The 21,053-nt window shown below is 70.9% G+C and carries 20 protein-coding genes and 1 pseudogene; 13 read left to right on the forward strand and 8 right to left on the reverse strand.

Translation table 11 applies throughout. From position 1 onward, the window contains the following. Positions 1-56 precede the first annotated feature (56 nt). The 5 genes from IO33_RS0135050 to paaA are packed head-to-tail and all read right to left on the reverse strand — an operon-like array spanning position 57 to position 3,706. Positions 57-1,121 (reverse strand): 2Fe-2S iron-sulfur cluster-binding protein, encoded by a 1,065-nt coding sequence (locus tag IO33_RS0135050; protein WP_031172634.1) that lies wholly within the window; start codon positions 1,119-1,121, stop codon positions 57-59. Then, positions 1,121-1,666 (reverse strand): 1,2-phenylacetyl-CoA epoxidase subunit PaaD, encoded by a 546-nt coding sequence (gene paaD / locus IO33_RS0135055; RefSeq protein WP_031172636.1) that lies wholly within the window; start codon positions 1,664-1,666, stop codon positions 1,121-1,123. Before paaD ends, IO33_RS0135050 begins: the two co-directional genes overlap by 1 nt. After that, positions 1,660-2,391 (reverse strand): 1,2-phenylacetyl-CoA epoxidase subunit PaaC, encoded by a 732-nt coding sequence (gene paaC, locus IO33_RS0135060; RefSeq protein ID WP_078964018.1) that lies wholly within the window; start codon positions 2,389-2,391, stop codon positions 1,660-1,662. The genes paaD and paaC overlap by 7 nt, the downstream gene beginning before the upstream one ends. Further along, positions 2,388-2,675: a 1,2-phenylacetyl-CoA epoxidase subunit PaaB gene (paaB, locus tag IO33_RS0135065; RefSeq protein WP_014673816.1), complete on the reverse strand. Its 288-nt coding sequence runs from the start codon at positions 2,673-2,675 to the stop codon at positions 2,388-2,390. The genes paaC and paaB overlap by 4 nt, the downstream gene beginning before the upstream one ends. Further along, positions 2,672-3,706: a 1,2-phenylacetyl-CoA epoxidase subunit PaaA gene (gene paaA / locus IO33_RS0135070; protein ID WP_031172640.1), complete on the reverse strand. Its 1,035-nt coding sequence runs from the start codon at positions 3,704-3,706 to the stop codon at positions 2,672-2,674. The genes paaB and paaA overlap by 4 nt, the downstream gene beginning before the upstream one ends. 357 nt (positions 3,707-4,063) lie before the next feature. On the opposite strand from paaA, the gene IO33_RS0135075 reads away from it, so the two are divergent. The 3 genes from IO33_RS0135075 to IO33_RS0135085 are packed head-to-tail and all read left to right on the forward strand — an operon-like array spanning position 4,064 to position 7,118. Next, entirely contained in the window at positions 4,064-5,113 is a 1,050-nt protein-coding gene (locus IO33_RS0135075) for a DUF5819 family protein (RefSeq protein WP_031172642.1), read from the forward strand. Then, the gene (locus IO33_RS0135080) at positions 5,110-6,366 is read left to right on the forward strand and encodes an HTTM domain-containing protein (protein ID WP_037686770.1); all 1,257 of its coding nucleotides are present in this window, start codon (positions 5,110-5,112) and stop codon (positions 6,364-6,366) included. Before IO33_RS0135075 ends, IO33_RS0135080 begins: the two co-directional genes overlap by 4 nt. Beyond that, positions 6,363-7,118 (forward strand): TrmH family RNA methyltransferase, encoded by a 756-nt coding sequence (locus IO33_RS0135085; protein WP_031172646.1) that lies wholly within the window; start codon positions 6,363-6,365, stop codon positions 7,116-7,118. Before IO33_RS0135080 ends, IO33_RS0135085 begins: the two co-directional genes overlap by 4 nt. A 6-nt stretch (positions 7,119-7,124) precedes the next feature. Here the strand turns inward: IO33_RS0135085 and paaN are convergent, their stop codons facing one another. Continuing rightward, positions 7,125-8,816: a phenylacetic acid degradation protein PaaN gene (gene paaN, locus IO33_RS0135090; RefSeq protein ID WP_031172648.1), complete on the reverse strand. Its 1,692-nt coding sequence runs from the start codon at positions 8,814-8,816 to the stop codon at positions 7,125-7,127. A gap of 161 nt (positions 8,817-8,977) precedes the next feature. Here paaN and IO33_RS0135095 point away from each other — a divergent pair, with 161 nt between their 5' ends. Beyond that, positions 8,978-10,495, forward strand: a complete 1,518-nt coding sequence (locus IO33_RS0135095) for a 3-hydroxyacyl-CoA dehydrogenase (protein WP_031172650.1) — start codon at positions 8,978-8,980, stop codon at positions 10,493-10,495. Then, complete coding sequence (locus IO33_RS0135100; protein ID WP_031172651.1) at positions 10,492-11,079, forward strand: TetR/AcrR family transcriptional regulator; 588 nt, start codon at positions 10,492-10,494, stop codon at positions 11,077-11,079. Before IO33_RS0135095 ends, IO33_RS0135100 begins: the two co-directional genes overlap by 4 nt. A gap of 141 nt (positions 11,080-11,220) precedes the next feature. Here the strand turns inward: IO33_RS0135100 and IO33_RS0135105 are convergent, their stop codons facing one another. Next, complete coding sequence (locus IO33_RS0135105) at positions 11,221-11,718, reverse strand: Lrp/AsnC family transcriptional regulator (RefSeq protein WP_390987408.1); 498 nt, start codon at positions 11,716-11,718, stop codon at positions 11,221-11,223. 175 nt (positions 11,719-11,893) lie between these two features. Between IO33_RS0135105 and pdhA the strand changes: the two genes are divergently transcribed. From pdhA to IO33_RS0135135, 6 genes and pseudogenes are all read left to right on the forward strand, one after another. Continuing rightward, on the forward strand, positions 11,894-13,048 hold the full coding sequence (gene pdhA, locus IO33_RS0135110; protein WP_031172654.1) for a pyruvate dehydrogenase (acetyl-transferring) E1 component subunit alpha: 1,155 nt from the start codon (positions 11,894-11,896) through the stop codon (positions 13,046-13,048). Further along, positions 13,045-14,049: an alpha-ketoacid dehydrogenase subunit beta gene (locus tag IO33_RS0135115; protein WP_031172656.1), complete on the forward strand. Its 1,005-nt coding sequence runs from the start codon at positions 13,045-13,047 to the stop codon at positions 14,047-14,049. The genes pdhA and IO33_RS0135115 overlap by 4 nt, the downstream gene beginning before the upstream one ends. Continuing rightward, the gene (locus IO33_RS0135120) at positions 14,049-15,479 is read left to right on the forward strand and encodes a dihydrolipoamide acetyltransferase family protein (protein ID WP_031172658.1); all 1,431 of its coding nucleotides are present in this window, start codon (positions 14,049-14,051) and stop codon (positions 15,477-15,479) included. The genes IO33_RS0135115 and IO33_RS0135120 overlap by 1 nt, the downstream gene beginning before the upstream one ends. Positions 15,480-15,540: 61 nt before the next feature. Next, the gene (locus IO33_RS0135125) at positions 15,541-16,443 is read left to right on the forward strand and encodes an NTP transferase domain-containing protein (protein WP_031172660.1); all 903 of its coding nucleotides are present in this window, start codon (positions 15,541-15,543) and stop codon (positions 16,441-16,443) included. After that, complete coding sequence (locus IO33_RS0135130) at positions 16,440-17,795, forward strand: molybdopterin molybdotransferase MoeA (protein WP_031172662.1); 1,356 nt, start codon at positions 16,440-16,442, stop codon at positions 17,793-17,795. Before IO33_RS0135125 ends, IO33_RS0135130 begins: the two co-directional genes overlap by 4 nt. After that, positions 17,792-18,202, forward strand: a pseudogene (locus tag IO33_RS0135135) (potassium channel family protein); the annotation flags it as partial. The gene IO33_RS0135130 and the pseudogene IO33_RS0135135, both read left to right, overlap by 4 nt. 13 nt (positions 18,203-18,215) lie before the next feature. On the opposite strand, the gene IO33_RS0135140 reads toward IO33_RS0135135, so the two are convergent. After that, on the reverse strand, positions 18,216-19,307 hold the full coding sequence (locus tag IO33_RS0135140; RefSeq protein WP_031172666.1) for a potassium channel family protein: 1,092 nt from the start codon (positions 19,305-19,307) through the stop codon (positions 18,216-18,218). A 459-nt stretch (positions 19,308-19,766) separates the two neighbouring features. On the opposite strand from IO33_RS0135140, the gene IO33_RS50680 reads away from it, so the two are divergent. Beyond that, the gene (locus IO33_RS50680) at positions 19,767-20,474 is read left to right on the forward strand and encodes a hypothetical protein (RefSeq protein WP_209438970.1); all 708 of its coding nucleotides are present in this window, start codon (positions 19,767-19,769) and stop codon (positions 20,472-20,474) included. A 170-nt stretch (positions 20,475-20,644) separates the two neighbouring features. Beyond that, entirely contained in the window at positions 20,645-21,040 is a 396-nt protein-coding gene (locus tag IO33_RS51420) for a hypothetical protein (protein WP_031172668.1), read from the forward strand. Positions 21,041-21,053: the final 13 nt, after the last annotated feature.

Genomic DNA, 21,053 nt, shown 5'->3' on the forward strand with positions numbered 1-21,053 from the left:
CCCCCACCCGCCCCCGGCCCCTCCCCGCCCCATGCCGAGGCGGCCCCGTGCAGGCCTCAGCGGTCGAAGTCCAGCTCCACCTGCTCCGTCAGCGGATGCGACTGGCAGGCCAGTACATATCCGGCTTCCGTCTCCTCCGCCTCCAGGGCGAAATTGCGGTCCATGCGGACCTCGCCGGAGACCAGGAAGGCGCGGCACGTCCCGCACACTCCGCCCTTGCAGGCGTAGGGCGCGTCGGGGCGGTTGCGCAGGACCGTCTCCAGCAGGGACTCGCTCTCCCGCACCGGCCAGGTGCCGCCGCGTCCGTCGAGCCGGGCGGTCACCGTGCTGTGCGCGGGTGTCCGTGTGGTGGCGGCCGGCGCCGAGCCCGCGTCCACGTGGAAGATCTCCTGGTGGATGCGGGACCGGTCCACGCCGAGCTCGCGCAGCGCCTTCTCCGCGCCCTGCACCAGTCCGTACGGCCCGCACAGGAACCAGCCCGCCACCTCACCGACCGGCAGCAGCGCGGGCAGCAGCCCGGCGATCCGCTCACGGTCGAGCCGGCCGGACGGCAGGCCCGCCTGCTGTTCCTCGCGGGAGAGCACCGTCACCAGCTGAAGCCGCTCGGGGTAGCGGTCCTTCAGGTCGGCGACCTCCTCCAGGAACATCGTCGAGGCGGCCGTGCGGTCGCTGCGTATCAGGCAGAACCGGGCCGCCGGTTCGCGGGCCAGCAGGGTGGCGACGATGGACAGCACCGGGGTGATGCCGCTGCCGCCGACGACCGCCGCGTACAGTCCCGGCGCCGGTTCCAGGGTGAAGCGGCCGGCCGGGGTCATCACCTCCAGCTCGTCGCCGGCGTTGATCTCCTTCAGCGCGTAGGGGGAGAAGGCCCCTCCTTCCACCAGCCGCACGCCCACTCTCAGCGTGTCCGGGCCGGCGCCGGCCGGGTCGGGTGCGGGGGAGCAGATCGAGTACGTGCGACGGACCTCGGTGCCGTCGACGTGTCGGCGCAGTGCCAGGTGCTGGCCGGCCGTGTGCCGGTACTCCTCGCGCAGTCCGGGCGGGACGGTGAAGGTGAGGGCGACGGAGTCATCGGTGATCCGGTCGACCGCGGCCACCGGGAGCGGGTGGAAGCGCGCCATCACAACTCCTTGAAGTGGTCGAACGGTTCACGGCAGGCGAGGCAGCGGCGCAGGGCCTTGCACGCGGTGGAGGAGAACCTGCTCAGCAGCTCGGTGTCGGGCGAGCCGCAGTGCGGGCAGCGGACCGGTTCGGTCTCCGTCGTGTGCGTGTGCGTGTGCGTGTGCGTGTGCGTCGGGCCGAGGGTCAGCGGAACCGGGCCGGAGGCGCTGCGGACGCGCGGGGGAGCGATGCCGAACTCCCGCAGTTTGCGTCGCCCTTCGGGCGTGATGTCGTCGGTCGTCCAGGCAGGCGTGAGCACCGTGCGGACCGTGACCTGGCGCATGCCGTGGGCGCGCAGTACCCGTTCGATGTCCACGCTCATCGCCTCGATGGCGGGGCAGCCGGTGTAGGTGGGGGTGAGGTCGACCTCGACGGTGTCCCTGCCGTGCAGACGTGCCGCGCGCACCACGCCCAGCTCCTGGAGTGTGAGCACCGGCAGCTCGGGGTCGGGCACCGAGCCGGCCAGCTCCAGCAGTTCCTTCTCCAGGGCGGTGGCGGTCACCATGACGCCCCCGGGTGGCTGCGGTGCAGGTGCTGCATCTCGGCGAGCATCCGTCCGAACGGTTCGGTGTGCAGGCCCTGTCGACCCGCGCCGGCCGACCAGGCGCCGGTGCGGGCGCCCTCGGGGAGGGGGAGGGTGGCGCGGCCGAGGACGTCTGTGACGGACTCCTGCCAGTGCGCCTCCAGGCGTGTCCAGTCGGCGTCGAGTCCTTCCACCGGCTGGAACATCTCCCCGGTGAACTTCCACAGTGCCTCGCAGGCGCTGCGCATCCGCTCGTGGCTGGTCTGCGTGCCGTCGCCGAGGCGGAGCGTCCACTGCTCGGCGTGGTCGCGGTGGTAGGCGACCTCCTTGACCGCTTTCGCGGCGAGGGGCGCGAACGGGCCGTCGCCTCCGGCCAGTTCGGCGTAGAGCAGCTGCTGGTAGGTGGAGAAGTAGAGCTGGCGGGCGATCGTGTGGGCGAAGTCGCCGTTCGGCTGTTCGACCAGCTGGAGGTTGCGGAAGGCCCGCTCTTCGCGCAGGTAGGCCAGTTCGTCCTCGTCGCCGGCCAGGGACAGCAGTATCCGGGCCTGCCCGAGCAGGTCGAGGGCGATGTTGGCGAGGGCGACCTCCTCTTCCAGGACGGGGGCGTGCCCGGCCCACTCGCCCAGCCGGTGGGAGAGCACCAGGGCGTCGTCGCCGAGGGCGAGCGCGGCGGTCACCGGGACGGTGGCGGGGCCGGTGGCGGTCACAGGTGCTTCACCCCTTCCGGGATCTCGTAGAAGGTCGGGTGCCGGTAGGGCTTGTCGGCGGCCGGTTCGAAGAAGGGGTCCTTCTCGTCCGGCGAGGACGCGGTGATCGCGGCGGCCGGGACGACCCAGATCGACACGCCTTCGCCGCGGCGGGTGTACAGATCGCGGGCGTTGCGCAGGGCCAGCTCCGCGTCGGGGGCGTGCAGGCTGCCGGCGTGGGTGTGGGAGAGGCCGCGCCGGGAGCGCACGAAGACCTCCCACAGGGGCCAGTCGGTGGTGCTCATGCTCGCTCCGCTCCTGTCTCGTGTCCTGCCTCACCGGTGCCGTCCGTGCCACCGGTGTGTTTGGCCGCGTAGGCGGCGGCCGCTTCCCGCACCCATGCGCCCTCGGTGTGGGCGCGGCGGCGCTGGGTGATCCGCTGTTCGTTGCAGGGGCCGTTGCCCTTGAGGACGTCCCAGAACTCGGTCCAGTCGATCGGGCCGAATTCGTGGTGTCCGCTCTCCTCGTTCCACCGCAGGTCGGGGTCCGGGAGGGTGAGGCCGAGGGACTCGGCCTGGGGGACGCAGATGTCGACGAAGCGCTGGCGCAGTTCGTCGTTGGAGTGGCGCTTGATCTTCCACTCCATGGACTGTGCCGAGTGCTGGGACTCGTCGTCGGGCGGGCCGAACATCATCAGGGAGGGCCACCACCAGCGGTCGACGGCGTCCTGTGCCATCGCGTGCTGCTGCGGGGTGCCCTTGCTCAGGGCCAGCAGCAGTTCGTAGCCCTGGCGCTGGTGGAAGGACTCCTCCTTGCAGACCCGCACCATCGCCCGGGCGTAAGGGCCGTAGGAGCAGCGGCACAGCGGTACCTGGTTGGTGATCGCGGCGCCGTCGACCAGCCAGCCGATCGCGCCGACGTCGGCCCAGGTCAGCGTCGGGTAGTTGAAGATCGAGGAGTACTTCTGGCGGCCGCTGTGCAGCTTGTCGAGCAGCTCGTCGCGGCTGGTGCCGAGGGTTTCGGCCGCGCTGTACAGGTACAGGCCGTGGCCGGCCTCGTCCTGGACCTTGGCCATCAGGATCGCCTTGCGGCGCAGGGAGGGCGCGCGAGTGATCCAGTTGGCCTCGGGCTGCATGCCGATGATCTCGGAGTGGGCGTGCTGGGCGATCTGCCGGACCAGCGTCGCGCGGTAGGCGTCGGGCATCCAGTCGCGGGGCTCGATGCGTTCGTCGGCGGCCACGGCCGCGTCGAAGGCGTGCTGGTAGGCCGCCGTGTCGACGGTGTCCGGTGCGCTGTCCGCGGTGCGGGCCGTGCGCTGCGCGGCTGCTGTGGCCATGCGGTCCCCCTGACCTCGGGCTCTTCGGTGAACCTTTCCCGACCGATCGTTCGGTCCGTGCGCATCAATGGTGTGCCGGGCGCGGTGGGGTGTCAACCGCTGTGGAAAACTCCGCCAGGCGGCCTGTGGACAAGGGGGTCGAAAGGCGGGTATGGCCGGTGCCGGAGCCGTACCGCGTGGCAAGGACCACGGCACCTGCCCGTACCCGGGGCTGCGCCCGGCGGCCGGGGCTGAGTACCGTTCCGTGCGGACGCCGAGAGCGGCGTACGTGAATCATGGGGCGCTCGTGGCGGGCGCAGCATCACGGAGCTCGACTGCTGAGCCGAACGACTGAGCCGAAACGGGGGACGGGGCGGAATGGACGCGTACGACGAGGACCCGGAGGCGCGACCCGGCGCCGGCGGGCCGGCGGGGGCGCGTCTCCCGGAGGGCGCCCCGGTCGACAAGGACCCCACGGCGGGTGCGCCGGCTGTGGATGCGCCCGTGAGCGCGGATACGCGGGCGACGGCGGATGCGGCCGGCCGTGAGGGTTCGGCGGCGGGCGAGGACTCCCGTGACGCGGACGCTGGGCAGCCGGCCCAGCCGGCCCAGCCGGCCCAGCCGGCCCAGCCGGCCCAGCCGGCCCAGCCGGCCCAGCCGGCCCAGCCGGCCCAGCCGGCCCCGGGTGCGGACAGCGCGCCGGGAGGCCGGCAGGCCGCGCCGGGCGCCTGCGCACCGCAGGCCGGCCCGGCCGAGGCCGCCGCGCCGCACCCCGCCCCCCGCACCGGCGTAGCCGCCCTCTCCCCCCGCTACCAGGTCGCCGCCGCGCTGGCGCTGGCGGTGGTGGGCGTCGCCGCCTGTGTGCATCTCCTGATGGTGTTCCTCAGCCTCGCCCCGGCGAACACGGTGACCAAGCAGCACGGAAGGGCCGTCGAGCAGTGGGTGTACCCGGAGTTCGAGCAGAACTGGAAGCTGTTCGCCCCGAATCCGCTGCAGCAGAACATCGCCGTCCAGGTGCGGGCCGAGGTGCGCATGAAGGACGGCACCCTGCGCACCACCGGCTGGAGGGACCTGTCCGCCCAGGACGGCGCCGCCATCGACGGGAACCTGGTGCCCAGCCACACCCAGCAGAACGAGCTGCGCCGCGCCTGGGACTTCTTCGTCGCGACGCACACCGCCGACAACCGTCCCGTCGGCATGCGCGGTTCCCTCTCCGAGCAGTACGTGAGCCGGATCGTGGTGATGCGCCTGTACCGGACCGATCCGATCAGCCGGGACGGCGTCATCCGGCGGGTTCAGGTCCGTGCCAGCACCACCAATGTGCAGCCGCCCGCCTGGAGCCGCGAGCGGGTGTCCGACAAGCCGGTCTACCGGGTGATGCCCTGGTGGACGGTGACCGCCGACGAGGCAGCCGGAGGTGTGCGGTGAACGGGTTCTCCCTGCCCCTCTCGCGCGGGATCGCCCGCGTCACCGGTGCGGCCCTGGGGCCGTACCAGAGCGCCGTGGTCCGCATCGGGTTCGCCGGGACCTGGCTGCTGTTCCTGCTGCGCGAGTTCCCCCACCGCCAGGAGCTGTACGGTCCGGCCGGACCGTGGGGCTGGAACCTCGCCAAGGAGCTGACCGCCGACAACCACGCCTTCACGGTCCTGCTGTGGTCCGACGGGCAGCTGTGGTTCGAGTGCTTCTACGCGCTGGCGATCCTCGCCAGTGCGGCGCTGCTGCTCGGCTGGCGCACCCGTACGGCGTCCGTGCTGTTCATGGTCGGCGTGCTGTCGCTGCAGAACCGCAGCGTCTTCGTCGGCGACGGCGGCGACAACGTCCTGCACCTGATGTCCTTGTACCTCGTGTTCACACGGTGCGGACAGGTGTGGTCGCTGGACGCGCGGCGGGCGGCGCACGCGGAGGCGGCACGCGCGCGTGGTGAGCGCGATTCCGCCGACCGGGTGGGGCCGTCGCTGTGGGCGGTGTCCGGCCTGACGCTGGTCCTGGCGACGTGCACCGGCCGGTTCGACAACGGCTGGCTGATCCCCGCGCTGCTGTGGACGACCTGGGCGGTGCTGGGACTGTGGTGGTCCGTCGGCCGCTGGGTGAAGTCCCGGGAGCCGCGGATCCTGCTGGACGTCATCGCCAACGTCGTGCACAACGGCGCCCTGTTCGTGATCATGGCCGAGGCCTGTCTGATCTACGCGACGGCCGGCTGGTACAAGATCCAGGGCTCGCGCTGGCAGGACGGCACCGCCGTCTACTACCCCCTCCACCTGGACTACTTCTCGCCCTGGCCCGGGCTGGCCGACCTGATGTCCTCCAGCGGCACGATCATGATGGTCGCCGCCTACGGGACGGTCATGGTGCAGGTCGCCTTCCCGTTCACCCTGTTCAACCGGCGGGTCAAGAACGTCCTGCTGGTCGTGATGATGCTCGAGCACGCGGTGATCGCGGTCGTGCTCGGCCTGCCGTTCTTCTCGCTGGCGATGATCACCGCCGACGCGGTCTTCCTGCCGACCTCGTTCCTGCGCCGGCTGGGCGCGCTGGTGGCGGGCGCGCGTGGGCGGATCGCCCGGCGCGGTGACCGCACGGTGCCCGCGCCCCGCTCCCCCGAAGACGAGCCCGGTCACAGGCCCGAAGGCAAGCCCCGCACGCCCGAGGAGAGCGCGGAGGGCCGCGTAGGGTTCACCGCATGACCGACCCGATGAGCCGCTGGCGCGAGCACGCCGGTGCCGCCGTGCTGCTCGACGGCTTCCACGCCCTCAAGCACGCGCTGCGCTTCGGGGCCGAGGTCCCGGTGGCGGTCGCCACCGACCGGCGGGCAGCGCTCGCCCTCGCCGAGGAACTGGCCGAAGACGTACGGGACGCACTGGACGCGCTGCTCACGCAGGTGTCCGCGGAGACCTACGCCTCCCTCGTCCCGCGGCCCCACCCGACCGGTGTGGCCGCGCTCGCCGTACGGCCGTCACGCGAGGCCAACCTGCGTGCGCTGGCCCGCACCCCCCGAACCGCCCCGGTCGTGGTCCTGGACAACCCCCGCAACCTGGGCAACGCCGGTGCCGTGATCCGGCTGGCCGCCGGTTTCGGGGCGACCGGAGTGGTCACCACGGGCACGCTCGACCCCTGGCATCCCACGGTGGTGCGCGGCGGTGCCGGCCTGCACTTCGCGACCGCGGTGGAACACCTCGGCGTCGACGAACTGCCGGCCGGGCCGCTGTTCGCGCTCGACCCGGAGGGCGCGGACATCCGCGGCACCGAGCTGCCCGACGACGCCGTGCTGGCGTTCGGCTCCGAGCGCAGCGGCCTGTCGGCCGAGCTGCGCGCGCGTGCCGACCATCTGCTGGCCCTGCCGATGCGCCCCCAGGTCTCCAGTTACAACCTCGCCACCAGCGTGGCGATGACGCTGTACCACTGGAGCGCGGCCGGGGGCGCACCCGCCGCGGACTGAGAGGGCTCAGACCTCCCGGCGGACCTCCACCACCCGGAACCGGTTCGCCACGAACGCGCCGTCGCACAGTGCGGCGTTCGCCGCGGGGTTGCCGCCCGAGCCGTGGAAGTCGGAGAAGGCCGCCGTCTGGTTCACGTACACCCCGCCGGTCAGGTTGAGCGACAGCTGGGCCGCCTCCTCCAGGCACACCTCCTCGACGGCCTGCTCGACCTCGCTGTCGGTGGTGTAGGCGCCGACCGTCATCGCGCCCTTCTCGCGGACCGTGCGGCGCAGCAGCTCCACCGCGTCGGTCACCGAGTCGACGGCGACGGCGAAGGAGACCGGCCCGAAGCACTCGCTCATGTAGGCGGCCTCGTCGTCGGGCTTGGCGCCGTCCAGCTTGACGAGCACGGGGGTGCGGACCACCGCGTCCGGGAACTCCGGGTTAGTGATCTCCCGGGAGGCGAGGGCGACTTCACCGAGGCCGGCGGCGGCTTCCAGGCGGGCCTTGACGTCGGGGTTGACGATGGCGCCCAGCAGCGCGTTCGCGCGCGCGTCGTCGCCGAGGAGGCCGTCGACCGCGCGGGCGATGTCGGCGGTGACCTCGTCGAAGGTCTTGGCGCCCTGCTCGGTCCGGATGCCGTCCCGGGGGATCAGCAGGTTCTGCGGGGTGGTGCACATCTGGCCGCTGTACAGGGACAGGGAGAACGCCAGGTTGGACAGCATGCCCTTGTAGTCGTCCGTGGAGTGCACGATCACGGTGTTGACGCCGGCCTTCTCGGTGTAGACCTGCGCCTGGCGGGCGTTGGCCTCCAGCCAGTCACCGAAGGACGTCGACCCCGTGTAGTCGATGATCCGGATCTCGGGGCGGACGGCGAGGGTCTTGGCGATGCCCTCGCCGGGGCGCTCGGCGGCCAGCGCGACCAGGTTCGGGTCGAAGCCGGCCTCGGCGAGCACATCCCGGGCCACCTGCACGGTGAGCGCGAGCGGCAGCACCGCGCGCGGGTGCGGCTTGACCAGGACGGCGTTGCCGGTCGCCAGGGAGGCGAACAGGCCCGGGTAGCCGTTCCAGGTCGGGAAGGTGTTGCAGCCGATGACCAGGGCGAGGCCGCGCGGGACCGGTGTGAACTGCTTGGTGAGGGCCAGCGGGTCGCGCTTGCCCTGGGGCTTGGTCCACTCGGCCGTCCCGGGCGTGCGGATCTGCTCCGCGTAGGCGTACGCCACCGCCTCCAGACCGCGGTCCTGGGCGTGCGGGCCGCCCGCCTGGAACGCCATCATGAAGGCCTGGCCGGAGGTGTGCATGACCGCGTGCGCGAACTCGTGCGTGCGGTCGCTGATCCGCTTGAGGATCTCCACACAGACCACGGCCCGCATCTCGGGGCCCGCGTCCCGCCAGGCCGGCTGCCCGGCCTTCATCGCGGGCAGCAGGGCGTCGATGTCCGCGTGCGGGTAGGTCACGCCCAGCTCGATGCCGTACGGCGAGACCTCGCCGCCCACCCAGTCGTCCGTGCCGGGCTGGCCGAGGTCGAGGCGGTTGCCCAGCAGGGCGTCGAAGGCCGCCTTGCCCGCCGCCGCGTCCAGGCTGCCGTTCTCGCCGTAGGCCTTCGGGTGCTCGGGATGCGGGGACCAGTACGCGCGCGTACGGATCGCTTCCAGCGCCTGGTCCAGGGTGGGCCGGTGCTTCGCGATCAGCTCGTGCGTGGTCAGTTCGGCGGCCATACGGGACCAACTCCTCGTCTGGAGAACTCTTCGTCGAGTTCATTGACCTGGGCAGAAACATGGGCAGGGACGGCCGGTCAGAGCTAGAGTAACCGAACGATCGGTCGGGACAAGGGGGTCCGGCGCATCTGTGGAAAACGTCGTGCGGGAGGATCGCGCACATGACAGCACTCGACCTCAGCAGCCCCGTGGCCGTCGTCGGCACCGGCACCATGGGCCAGGGCATCGCCCAGGTCGCGCTGGTCGCCGGCCACCCCGTGCGGCTGTACGACGCAGCCGCCGGGCGCGCCCGGGACGCGGCCGCAGCGATCGGCGCCCGCCTCGACCGGCTCGTGGAGAAGGGAAAGCTCCCCGGCGCCGACCGGGACGCCGCGCGCGCCCGCCTGCAGCCCGTGGAGAGCCTCATCGAACTGGCGGACTGCGGACTCGTCGTCGAGGCCGTCCTGGAGCGGCTGGACGTCAAACAAGAGCTCTTCGGCGCGCTGGAGGACATCGTCGCCGACGACTGCCTGCTCGCCACCAACACCTCCTCGCTGTCGGTGACGGCCATCGGCGGCCCCCTGCGCCATCCCGGCCGCCTCGTGGGCCTGCACTTCTTCAACCCGGCACCGCTCATGCCGCTGGTCGAGGTCGTCTCCGGGTTCGCCACCGACGTCACGTCGGCCACACGCGCGTACGAGACCGCCCGCTCCTGGGGCAAGACCCCGGTGGCCTGCGCCGACACCCCGGGTTTCATCGTCAACCGGATCGCCCGCCCGTTCTACGCCGAGGCCTTCGCGGTCCACGAGGCCCAGGCCGCCGACCCGGCCACCATCGACGCGATCCTGCGCGAGTCCGGCGGCTTCCGGATGGGCGCCTTCGAACTGACCGACCTGATCGGCCAGGACGTCAACGAGTCCGTGACCCACTCCGTGTGGCAGTCCTTCTTCCAGGACGTGCGCTTCACCCCGTCCCTGGCCCAGCGCCGGCTGGTGGAGTCCGGCCGCCTCGGCCGCAAGACCGGGCACGGCTGGTACGACCACGCCGAAGGCGCGGAGCGGCCCGAGCCGCACACCGCCGACAAGGAGCAACCGCCCGCGTACGTCGTCGCCGAAGGCGGCCTGGGCCCCGCGGCCGAGCTGCTCACGCTGATCCGCGAGGCGGGCATCCAGGTCCGCGAGGAGGACGAGGACAACGGCACCCGCCTGGTGCTGCCGAGCGGTGGCCAGCTGGTCCTCGCCGACGGGCAGACCGGCGTGGAGTTCCGGGACGTCGTCTACTTCGACCTCGCCCTGGACTACCGCACGGCCACCCGCGTGGCGCTGTCCGCCTCCCCCGACACCTCACCGCGGACCCTCGCCGAGGCCACCGGCCTCTTCCAGGCCCTCGGCAAGGACGTCAGCGTCATCGGCGACGTCCCCGGCATGATCGTCGCGCGTACGGTCGCCCGGATCATCGACCTCGCCCACGACGCCGTCGCCAAGGGCGTGGCCACCGAGGAGGACATCGACACGGCCATGCGTCTCGGCGTGAACTACCCCGTCGGCCCGTTCGAGTGGGACCGCAGGCTCGGCCGCGAGTTCGCCTTCGACGTCCTGGACGAGATGCACGAGCGCGACCCCTCCGGACGCTACGCGCCCTCCCTCGCGCTCTACCGCCACGCGTACGCCGTCGAGGACAGGCGGGAGGGCACCTCATGACCACGGCCAAGCGTGACACGTACACGCCCGAGACACTGCTCTCCGTGGCCGTGCGGGTCTTCAACGAGCGCGGCTACGACGGCACCTCCATGGAGCACCTGTCCAAGGCGGCCGGCATCTCCAAGTCGTCGATCTACCACCACGTCAGCGGCAAGGAGGAGCTGCTGCGCCGGGCGGTCAGCCGGGCCCTGGACGGTCTGTTCGCCATCCTGGACGAGGAGCACGCGTGCGTGGGGCGGTCCGTCGACCGGCTGGAGTACGTCGTGCGGCGCATGGTCGAGGTGCTCATAGGCGAGCTGCCGTACGTGACGCTGCTGCTGCGTGTGCGCGGCAACACCGAGACCGAGCGGTGGGCGCTGGAGCGGCGGCGCGACTTCGACCACCGGGTCGCGGAACTGCTGAAGGCCGCGGCGGCCGACGGGGACGTCCGCGGTGACGTCGAGGTCCGCCTGGCCACCCGGCTGGTCTTCGGAATGATCAACTCGATCGTGGAGTGGTACCGGCCGGACCCGCGGGGCGCCGGCGAGCGCGAGGTGGCCGACGCGGTGGTCCAGCTCGTCTTCGCGGGCCTCAAGCAGAGCTGACCCCAGGCCGCGGGCACGCCCTCGACCGGGCCCGCGGCACTTCCCCGGTTCACGCCTGCGGCGCACCTTCGGGCCGTGCCTCCGGCACTCCCTTCGCCACGTCTCAGGCACCCCCCGGTCGCGCCTCGGGCACTCCTCAGCTCAGGCCTCCGGCTCCAGGTCGTCCTCCTCGAACACCAGCAGCGTGCGCGTGCTGAGCACCTCGGGGATCGCCTGGAGCCGGGTGAGCACCAGCTCGCGCAGCGCCCGGTTGTCGGGCGTGTGCACCAGCAGCAGCACGTCGAAGTCGCCGCCCACCAGCGCGATGTGGGAGGCGCCGGGCAACTGTCTGAGCTGCTCGCGGACCGTGCGCCAGGTGTTCTGGACGATTTTCAGCGTGACGTACGCCGAGGTGCCGTGCCCCGCCCGCTCGTGGTCCACACGCGCGCTGAAGCCCCGGATGACTCCGTCCTCGACGAGCCGGTTGATCCGCGCGTAGGCGTTGGCGCGCGAGACGTGGACACGTTCGGCGACGGACCGTATCGAGGCGCGCCCGTCCGCCTGAAGGATCTTCAGGATGTCCTGGTCGATGGCGTCCAGCGGGCGCGGGGGCAGCGGGACGCCGTCCTGCGGTCCGTCGGCCATTTGTTCAGCTGCCATTGCCCCCCGCTCCCTCGGCGTGGACGTCCTGCGTTCATTCCAGGCTGTGGAGAACCGTTTGTCCACAGCCTGGAGGGGGCTGTAGCCAAAATGTGCCGACGACCGAACAATCGGTTGGTGAGGCGCATCAGAGTCGACGCGCCTCCCGTAGCCGCTCCCACGAGGAGGTGCCGTCATGACGGTTCTGGAGCAGCGGGGCGCGTACCGGCCTTCGCCGCCGCCCGCCTGGCAGCCCCGTATGGACCCCGCGCCGCTGCTGCCCGACGCCGAGCCCTACCGCGTCCTCGGCACCGAGGCGGCCGCCGAGGCAGACCCGGACCTGCTGCGCCGGCTCTACGCCCAGCTGGTGCGCGGCCGCCGCTACAACACGCAGGCCACCGCGCTCACCAAGCAGGGCCGCCTCGCCGTCTACCCCTCCACCACCGGCCAGGAGGCCTGCGAGGTCGCCGCCGCCCTGGCCCTGGAAGAGCGCGACTGGCTCTTTCCCAGCTACCGCGACACCCTCGCCGTCGTCGCCCGGGGCGTGGACCCCGTCGAGGCCCTCACCCTGCTGCGCGGCGACTGGCACAGCGGCTACGACCCCCACACCCACCGCGTGGCCCCCCTCTCCACCCCGCTGGCCACCCAGCTCCCGCACGCCGTCGGCCTCGCGCACGCCGCCCGGCTCAAGGGCGACGACGTGGTCGCGCTCGCCCTGGTCGGCGACGGCGGCACCAGCGAGGGCGACTTCCACGAGGCACTGAACTTCGCCGCCGTCTGGCAGGCGCCGGTCGTCTTCCTCGTCCAGAACAACGGCTTCGCGATCTCCGTCCCCCTCGCCAAACAGACCGCCGCGCCCTCCCTGGCCCACAAGGCCGTCGGATACGGCATGCCGGGCCGGCTGGTCGACGGCAACGACGCCGCGGCCGTGCACGAGGTCCTCAGCGACGCCGTACGGCACGCGCGCGCCGGCGGCGGCCCGACCCTGGTGGAGGCGGTGACGTACCGGATCGACGCCCACACCAACGCCGACGACGCCACCCGCTACCGCGGCGACGCCGAGGTCGAGGCCTGGCGCGCCCACGATCCGATCGAGCTGCTGGAGGCGGAACTGACCACGCGCGGGCTGATCGACGAGGCCGGCATCGAGGCCGCCCGGCAGGACGCCGAGGCGATGGCCGCCTCCCTGCGCGAAGCCATGAACCGCGACCCCGAACTGAACCCGATGGACCTCTTCGACCACGTCTACGCCGAGACCACCGCCCAGCTGCGCGAACAGCGCGCCCTGCTCAGGGCCGAACTGGACGCCGAGCAGGAGCAGCACGGCACGCAGGAAGGCGGGGCCCGATGACCACCGTCGCCGTCAAGCCCGCCACCATGGCGCAGGCCCTCACCCGCGCGATGCGCGACGCGATGGCCGCCGACCCGTCCGTGCACGTCATGGGCGAGGACGTCGGCACCCTCGGCGGCGTCTTCCGCGTCACCGACGGCCTCGCCAAGGAGTTCGGCGAGGACCGCTGCACCGACACCCCCCTCGCCGAGGCCGGCATCCTCGGCACCGCTGTCGGCATGGCCATGTACGGCCTGCGCCCGGTGGTGGAGATGCAGTTCGACGCGTTCGCCTACCCGGCGTTCGAGCAGCTCATCAGCCATGTCTCCCGGATGCGCAACCGCACCCGCGGCAAGATGCCCCTGCCGATCACCGTCCGTGTCCCCTACGGCGGCGGAATCGGCGGCGTCGAGCACCACAGCGACTCCTCCGAGGCCTACTACATGGCCACCCCGGGCCTGCACGTGGTCACACCCGCGACCGTCGCCGACGCCTACGGCCTGCTGCGCCAGGCCATCGCCTCCGACGACCCGGTCGTCTTCCTGGAGCCCAAGCGGCTGTACTGGTCCAAGGACTCCTGGGACGCCGAGCACCCCGCAAAGGTCGAGCCCATCGGCCGCGCGATGGTGCGCCGCCCCGGCAGCAGCGCCACACTGATCACCTACGGCCCCTCCCTGCCGGTCTGCCTGGAGGCCGCCGAGGCCGCGCAGGCCGAGGGCTGGGACCTGGAAGTGGTCGACCTGCGCTCGCTGGTGCCGTTCGACGACGAGACGGTCTGCGCGGCCGTGCGCCGCACCGGACGCGCGGTCGTCGTCCACGAGTCCACCGGGTTCGGCGGACCGGGCGGCGAGATCGCGGCCCGGATCACCGAGCGCTGTTTCCACCACCTGGAGGCGCCGGTGCTGCGCGTGGCCGGCTTCGACATCCCCTACCCGCCACCCATGCTGGAGCGGCACCACCTGCCCGGCGTCGACCGCATCCTGGACGCCGTGGCCCGGCTGCAGTGGGAGGCCGAGGGCTGATGGCACAGGTGCTGGAGTTCAAGCTCCCCGACCTCGGCGAGGGACTCACCGAGGCGGAAATCGTCCGCTGGCTGGTCCAGGTGGGTGACGTCGTCGCCATCGACCAGCCGGTCGTCGAGGTGGAGACGGCCAAGGCGATGGTCGAGGTGCCCTGCCCCTACGGTGGTGTCGTCACCGCCCGCTTCGGCGAGGAGGGCACCGAACTGCCGGTGGGCGCACCGCTGTTGACGGTTGCCGTCGGTGAACCGGCCGCGCACACCGAGCCGGAGGGCTCCGGCAACGTCCTGGTCGGATACGGCACCTCCGACGCGCCGGCCCGGCGCCGGAGGGTGCGGCCGACGCCCGTGGTGACGGGTACCGCGAACGGCAGCACCGGTCCGGGCGGCGCACGGAACACGAGCGCGCCCTCGAAGACCGGCCCGGACCCGCGGCCCGACCAGGCCGCGGACCCCACCGGTAAGGCGACCGACGGGACGGCCCACGCGCGCGTGCACGCACTCCACCTGGAGGGCCCGGTGCCCGTGATCTCCCCCCTGGTCCGCCGGCTGGCCCGCGAGGGCGGTGTGGACCTGCGGCAGCTCGCAGGCTCGGGCCCCGACGGACTGATCCTGCGCTCGGATGTCGAGGACGCCCTGCGGGCCGGGGCCGCCCCGGGCAGCCGTACGGCCGGGGCACCCGCCGCGACGCACAGTCCCGTCGTGGCCCCGCCGGCACCCGCCGCGGCCTCGGCCACGCGCGCCGCGGGCATCCGCATCCCCCTCAAGGGCGTTCGCGGTGCCGTCGCCGACAAGCTCTCCCGCAGCCGCCGGGAGATCCCGGACGCCACCTGCTGGGTCGACGCCGACGCGACCGAACTCATGGGCGCGCGTGCCGCGATGAACGCCGCGGGAGGGCCGAAGATCTCCCTCCTCGCGCTGTTCGCCCGCATCTGCACGGCCGCGCTCGCCCGGTTCCCCGAACTGAACTCCTACGTCGACGTCGAAGCCCGCGAGATCGTCCAGCTCGACCAGGTCCACCTCGGGTTCGCCGCGCAGACCGCGCGCGGGCTCGTCGTACCGGTCGTCCGGGACGCCCACGCGCGCGACGCCGAGTCGCTGACCGCCGAGTTCGCCCGGCTCACCGAGGCCGCCCGCACCGGGACGCTCACCCCAGGGGAGCTCACCGGCGGAACCTTCACACTGAACAACTACGGGGTCTTCGGCGTCGACGGCTCCACACCGATCATCAACCACCCCGAGGCGGCCATGCTCGGCGTCGGCCGGATCGTCCCCAAGCCGTGGGTCCACGAAGGAGAGCTGGCGGTCCGCCAGGTCGTCCAGCTCTCGCTCACCTTCGACCACCGGGTGTGCGACGGCGGCACAGCGGGCGGCTTCCTTCGCTACGTGGCGGACTGCGTGGAACACCCGGCGGTGCTCCTGCGCACCCTGTGACACCCGCGGGGAAGGCCCCCTCGGGAGACACGAGCAGCACCCCTCGGGACATACTCGGGGGGTGACCGACAACGCCCCCGCCGCCCCCGGGACGCCGGTGCCGTACGACGCCGTCGTGCTGGCCGGCGGCGCCGCCCGGCGGCTCGGCGGAGCCGACAAGCCCGGCCTGCGCGTCGGCGGCCGGGCCCTGCTCGACCGGGTCCTCACGGCCTGCGCCGGCGCGGGGACGACCGTCGTGGTGGCCGACCGGCGGCCCACCGCGCGGCCCGTCCGCTGGGCGCGCGAGGAACCGTCCGGCGGCGGACCGGTCGCCGCGCTGGCCGCAGGCCTGCGGCTCACCACCGCCGAACACGCCGTCGTCCTCTCCGCCGACCTGCCCTTCCTCCAGCCGGACACGCTGCGGCGCCTGCTGACCGCCCTGTGCGGCACCGGAGCCGACGGCGCGCTGCTCACCGACGCCGACGGCCGCGATCAGCCCCTCGTGGCCGCCTACCGCACCGCCGCGCTCCGCCGCGAGCTGGCCGGCCTCACGGCCGGCCCGGACGGACTGACCGGGCTGCCGCTGCGCCGGCTGACCGGCGCCCTCCGCCTCACCCGTGTCCCGGACCTGCTCGCGTCCTTCGACTGCGACACCTGGGACGACATCGCCGACGCCAGGGCACGCATCAGGGAGCATGGGCACGTGTTGGATGAATGGATCTCCGCAGTCAAGGACGAACTGGGCATCGACCTGGATGTCGACACCGGCGTCCTGCTCGACCTGGCCCGCGACGCCGCGCACGGCGTGGCCCGCCCGGCCGCCCCGCTGACCACCTTCCTCGTCGGCTACGCAGCGGCCCAGGGCAAGGGAGGCCCCGAGGCCGTCGCCGAGGCCGCGCGCAAGGCGGCCGCGCTCGCGCTGCGCTGGGAAGAGGAGAACAACGAAGGCGACAGCGGGGGCCCGAGTGCCCCGGACGCCGGATGACCGCCCCCGGAACGCGGGCCGGAGCGCCCGCCGAGGACCGCGACGACCTCGATGTCGAGGAGGCCCTGGCTCTGGTGAGGGAAGCCAAGGACGACCCCGGGGGCCAGGGCCAGGTGCCCGCCCCGGCGCCCGGAGCACACAGCGAGCGGCACCGGGCCACCCCATGGCCCGAGGCCCGCGAGACCGCCGCCCGCGCCGCCCGCGCCCGGGTCCGCCCCGCCCCCGTCACCGTGCCGCTCGCCGACGCCCTCGGCCTCACCCTGGCCGCCCCCCTCAACGCGCTGACCGATCTGCCCTCCTTCGACACCTCCGCGATGGACGGCTGGGCGGTCGCCGGACCCGGCCCCTGGGACGTACGGGACGAGGGAGTGCTCGCCGGGCATGCGCAGCCCGAGCCGCTCAGCGACGGCGAGGCGGTCCGCATCGCGACCGGGGCCCGCATCCCCGCCGACACCACCGCCGTCCTGCGCAGCGAACACGGCCGCGTCGACGCACAGGACCGGCTCCACGCCACCCGCGAGATGGCACACGGCCAGGACATCCGCCCGCGCGCCCAGGAATGCCGCAGCGGTGACCAGCTGCTGCCCATCGGCACCGTGGTCACCCCCGCCGTCCTGGGACTGGCCGCGGCGGCCGGATACGACACCGTCACCGCCGTACCGCGCCCGCGTGCCGAAGTCCTCGTGCTCGGTGACGAACTGCTCACCGAGGGACTGCCGCGCGACGGGCTCATCCGGGACGCGCTCGGCCCCATGCTGCCGCCCTGGCTGCGCGCGCTCGGTGCCGAGGTCCTGGCCGTGCGCAGGATCGGCGACGATGCCAAGGCCCTCCAGCGGGCCGTCACCGGCTCCCGGGCCGACCTCGTCATCACCACCGGCGGCACGGCCGGCGGCCCCGTCGACCACGTCCACCCCGTCCTGGAACGCATCGGCGCCGAACTCCTCGTCGACGGCGTCAAGGTGCGCCCCGGCCACCCCATGCTGCTGGCCCGCACCAAGGACAACCAGCACCTCGTCGGCCTGCCCGGAAACCCCCTCGCGGCCGTCTCCGGCCTCCTCACGCTCGCCGAGCCGCTGCTGCGCACCCTCGCCGCCCACCCCGCCCCGGAGCCGTACGCGCTGCCGCTCAGGGAGGCGGTCCAGGGGCACCCGTACGACACCCGGCTCGTCCCCGTGATGCTGCGCGGCGACCTTGCCGTACCGCTGCACTTCAACGGTCCGGCCATGCTCCGCGGTGTCGCCGCTGCCGACGCGCTGGCCGTCGTACCGCCGGGTGGGGCACCGCAGGGGGAGGAGGCGGAGCTGATCGCCCTGCCGTGGGCGGCGGCCGGCATCGAGGTGTGTTTCACGTGAAACTTCCGGGCCATGACGCCATCGCCCGCCAGGCGGGCGAGCATCTGGTGACCCAGCGGGTGAAACTCCCGAGGAAAGTGGTGGACCGCCCGATCCGCCAGGTCGTCAAACGGCTGCTCATGGCCCTGCTCGTGCTGGTCGCCACCGCGCTGGTCGTCTACGCCGACCGCGACGGCTACCGCGACAACGCCGATGGCCCGGTCGACCTGCTCGACGCCTTCTACTACGCGACCGTGACGCTCTCCACCACCGGATACGGCGACATCACCCCGGTCAGCGACGGCGCCCGGCTCACCAACATCTTCGTCATCACACCCCTGCGCGTGCTGTTCCTGATCATCCTGGTCGGCACCACGCTGGAGGTCCTCACCGAACGCACACGGGAGGAATGGCGCCTGAACCGCTGGATGCTTTGCCTGATCAGCGCTGGGGCACAGCACGCTGAATGGTGATCAACCGGTCCCCGGTCTGGAGAGTTTCTGTTCGGGGATCGGTGTAGTCCAGCATCTCCTTGCGTCGCATGACGGCGACAACAAGATCAGAACTCTGACGCGGAGACTTCCCTACCTCGTCCGTGGTCACTGGGCGCTCCACAAGATCTAGTCCGCTCCCGTACGTCATCAGGTCCTCCAGGACGTCCGCACTGCGCGCACTGGACATGGCCAGGCCGAGCAACCGGCCGGCTGAACTGGAGCTGGTGATCACGGCGTTGGCGCCACTCTGCTTCAGCAGGGGAATGTTCTCGTCCTCCCGGACGGCAACGACGATCGAGGCTCTCGTATTGAGCTGCCGAGCAGTGAGGGCGACCAAGGTTGCGGTGTCGTCGCGCTGGGGAGCCACGATGACGTGAGCCGCCTGGTGCAGCTCTGCTCTGCTCAGCGTCTCTGTGCGGGTGGCGTCGCCGTGTACCGCGGCGAGCCCATCACTGGTGGCAAGGTCCACTGCCTTCTTCTGCGGATCGACCACGACGATTTGGTCCTTTGACTTCCCCTGCCCCAGAAGAGTCTCGACGGCATGACGGCCCTTTGTGCCATAGCCGACCACAACGACATGATCCCGGATGCGAGCGCGCCAACGCTCGATCCGGACCTGATTCCGCGTGCGTTCGGTGAGGACCTCCAGAGTGGTGCCGACCAGGATGATCAGGAACAGCACGCGCAGGGGCGTGATGACGAAGATGTTGGTGAGCCGGGCGCCGTGGCTGACCGGGGTGATGTCGCCGTATCCGGTGGTGGAGAGCGTGACGGTCGCGTAGTACGCCGAGTCGATCAAGTCCACTGTGCTGTCCGCGCTGTCTCGATAGCCGGCACGGTCCACCCAGACGAGCAGCGTCGTGAGGACAAGCAGCAGCAGTGCCAGAGACAGGCGCCGAAGCACCTGTTGCAGGGGTGGCAGCGTCGCGCCGACCGGCAAACGGACTGATTGACCGTCCTCAGTTCTGGACCAATAACGGAGGGAGCGCAGGAGCGGGAGACGAGTCCTGCCCGACCCTGGTTGCTGTGGGGCACTCATCGTGCGTTTCCTCTGCTGTCGGTGTCGTGATGCTGGGGACCACTCCGACATTGTTGCCCTTGGCTTCCGGCGCTGGATCACCGAAGAGCGGGAACAGCGAAAGCCCGCACCAAGACGGTGGGGGCTTTCGCTGTTCCCGTTCAGTGACGTCCACCCGCCACGGACGCCACGCGTGCTTACGGCACGCGACTCTCCAGGTGAAGGGTGGTTGCAGGCTAGACCGCCACAAGCCGTGCTCGGTCTTGGAAGCGGTGAGCTCCAGTGCGCACAGTGTCCCCAATCCTTGCTGGCGGCGCATACCACCCTTCACTCGATTAGCTTCTTTTCCCTCAGCCTTCAATATGATGATATAAGCACATGGCTAGAGTTATCTTCGGACGGGTGAACATTCGTTCTGTCCCTGGTAGGGATACTTACGAGTCGCCTGCGGTTGGGCAACGGCAATCTGATGAACACAAGATGGCCTTCACCTTGCTGGTGCAAGAGCTAAAACGTCATCAGATGTCTTGGGTGGACGATGCGCTGAAGTCGGAGACGTCAGATCCCGAAGTTCGAGCCGTGAAACGTGATTCCGTCATCTGTGCCACTGCAGAAGGTTCTCTTTTTGCCCTTCATCAGCATGGGCGATGGCTAGCCATGTACGTCTCGAATGAGGCCACGCCGCGTAACGCGGCAGACACTGTACAAACTTTTTTGCGCCACGTAGCCGAGGGTGCGGAAATCAATGCAGGACTGATCATTGACGTTGATCTAATTTGTTCCCGCCGCCGTCTGTCGGCAGGCATCAAAAGCCTTGGATTTATCAAGGAGCTGTCCATGGCCTTGAAGCCTGCAAATCCTGGTGATACATACCGGGAGGCTCGGGAGCGCATGAGGGAGCTGGCGGCCGAAAGGAGGCTGGAGATCTATGAAACTCAAGAGCAGGCAGGCCTGAATGTTTCGGATTTGGAGCTATACAAAATTGGCTCAGAAGTAGAAAAGGGTGGCATGTCCGTGTCGGCCCAGTCGACGAACGGTGGTCGGTGGGAATCAGACGGTGATCCTGAGGAGTATGAGGTCAAGGATTCTGGCGGGCCGCGGGAAGTCGTAGAACTATTGGCGCTCCTATTTGCACTAGCTTGGCTGATGCAGAACTGGCCTTGGCATGGAGAAACGGGGCTGCTTTGACCGTTAAACAGCAAGGCGGTGAAGCCGCGTATCCTCCGGAGCCACGCGGCTGGACAGAGGGCGATAAGGCGCTTAACAGATTCCTATCCTTCGCTGGCCTTGCCCCCAAAAACTGGTCAGTCGCTACGCTGCTTTTCGCGCTTGCGGGTGGAGCGGGTGGAGCGTGGCTGGTGTACATCGACTCCCCTAAACTTGCCGATGTAACCCGCGTCGCCGCCGCTTTGCTCGGTATCATCATGGGTGCGGTGATTGGTGGGCTGGCCATGATGGCAAGGGCCTTGGATACTCAACTCCTGAGGAAATTGAGGATGACCAGCCAAACGCCTGTTGCTAAGTTCTTTTCCCCTTTTCTTGCCTTGATTTTCCTAGGTGTGCTTTCGGGTATCTTCCTGCTTCTGGTGGCGGGAATGCCTGACTGTTTGCTTAAAGGGTTTAGGGTTGCGTTTGGTGGCGTTGCTGGCTTCCTTACCCTTTGGACTCTGACAAGCCTTTTGCCGGCACTGGGCTCGCTACTCTTCTTTATGGATCTGATGGAGGAAGCAGCCCAAGTGAAGGACATCACGTAATCGCTCGGGATAA

The sequence above is a fragment of the Streptomyces durhamensis genome, from assembly GCF_000725475.1.
GTDB classification, from domain to species: domain Bacteria; phylum Actinomycetota; class Actinomycetes; order Streptomycetales; family Streptomycetaceae; genus Streptomyces; species Streptomyces filipinensis.

Coding starts and splice junctions, on each gene's coding strand:
- pdhA (WP_031172654.1), top strand. CDS start 11,894: ATGACGGTTCTGGAGCAGCGGGGCGCGTACCGGCCTTCGCCGCCGCCC.
- IO33_RS50680 (WP_209438970.1), top strand. CDS start 19,767: ATGGCCTTCACCTTGCTGGTGCAAGAGCTAAAACGTCATCAGATGTCT.
- paaB (WP_014673816.1), bottom strand. CDS start 2,675: ATGAGCACCACCGACTGGCCCCTGTGGGAGGTCTTCGTGCGCTCCCGG.
- IO33_RS0135115 (WP_031172656.1), top strand. CDS start 13,045: ATGACCACCGTCGCCGTCAAGCCCGCCACCATGGCGCAGGCCCTCACC.
- IO33_RS0135120 (WP_031172658.1), top strand. CDS start 14,049: ATGGCACAGGTGCTGGAGTTCAAGCTCCCCGACCTCGGCGAGGGACTC.
- IO33_RS0135095 (WP_031172650.1), top strand. CDS start 8,978: ATGACAGCACTCGACCTCAGCAGCCCCGTGGCCGTCGTCGGCACCGGC.
- paaD (WP_031172636.1), bottom strand. CDS start 1,666: ATGGTGACCGCCACCGCCCTGGAGAAGGAACTGCTGGAGCTGGCCGGC.
- IO33_RS0135075 (WP_031172642.1), top strand. CDS start 4,064: ATGGACGCGTACGACGAGGACCCGGAGGCGCGACCCGGCGCCGGCGGG.
- paaN (WP_031172648.1), bottom strand. CDS start 8,816: ATGGCCGCCGAACTGACCACGCACGAGCTGATCGCGAAGCACCGGCCC.
- IO33_RS0135100 (WP_031172651.1), top strand. CDS start 10,492: ATGACCACGGCCAAGCGTGACACGTACACGCCCGAGACACTGCTCTCC.
- IO33_RS0135130 (WP_031172662.1), top strand. CDS start 16,440: ATGACCGCCCCCGGAACGCGGGCCGGAGCGCCCGCCGAGGACCGCGAC.
- IO33_RS0135140 (WP_031172666.1), bottom strand. CDS start 19,307: ATGAGTGCCCCACAGCAACCAGGGTCGGGCAGGACTCGTCTCCCGCTC.
- IO33_RS0135085 (WP_031172646.1), top strand. CDS start 6,363: ATGACCGACCCGATGAGCCGCTGGCGCGAGCACGCCGGTGCCGCCGTG.
- IO33_RS0135105 (WP_390987408.1), bottom strand. CDS start 11,718: ATGGCAGCTGAACAAATGGCCGACGGACCGCAGGACGGCGTCCCGCTG.
- IO33_RS0135050 (WP_031172634.1), bottom strand. CDS start 1,121: ATGGCGCGCTTCCACCCGCTCCCGGTGGCCGCGGTCGACCGGATCACC.
- paaA (WP_031172640.1), bottom strand. CDS start 3,706: ATGGCCACAGCAGCCGCGCAGCGCACGGCCCGCACCGCGGACAGCGCA.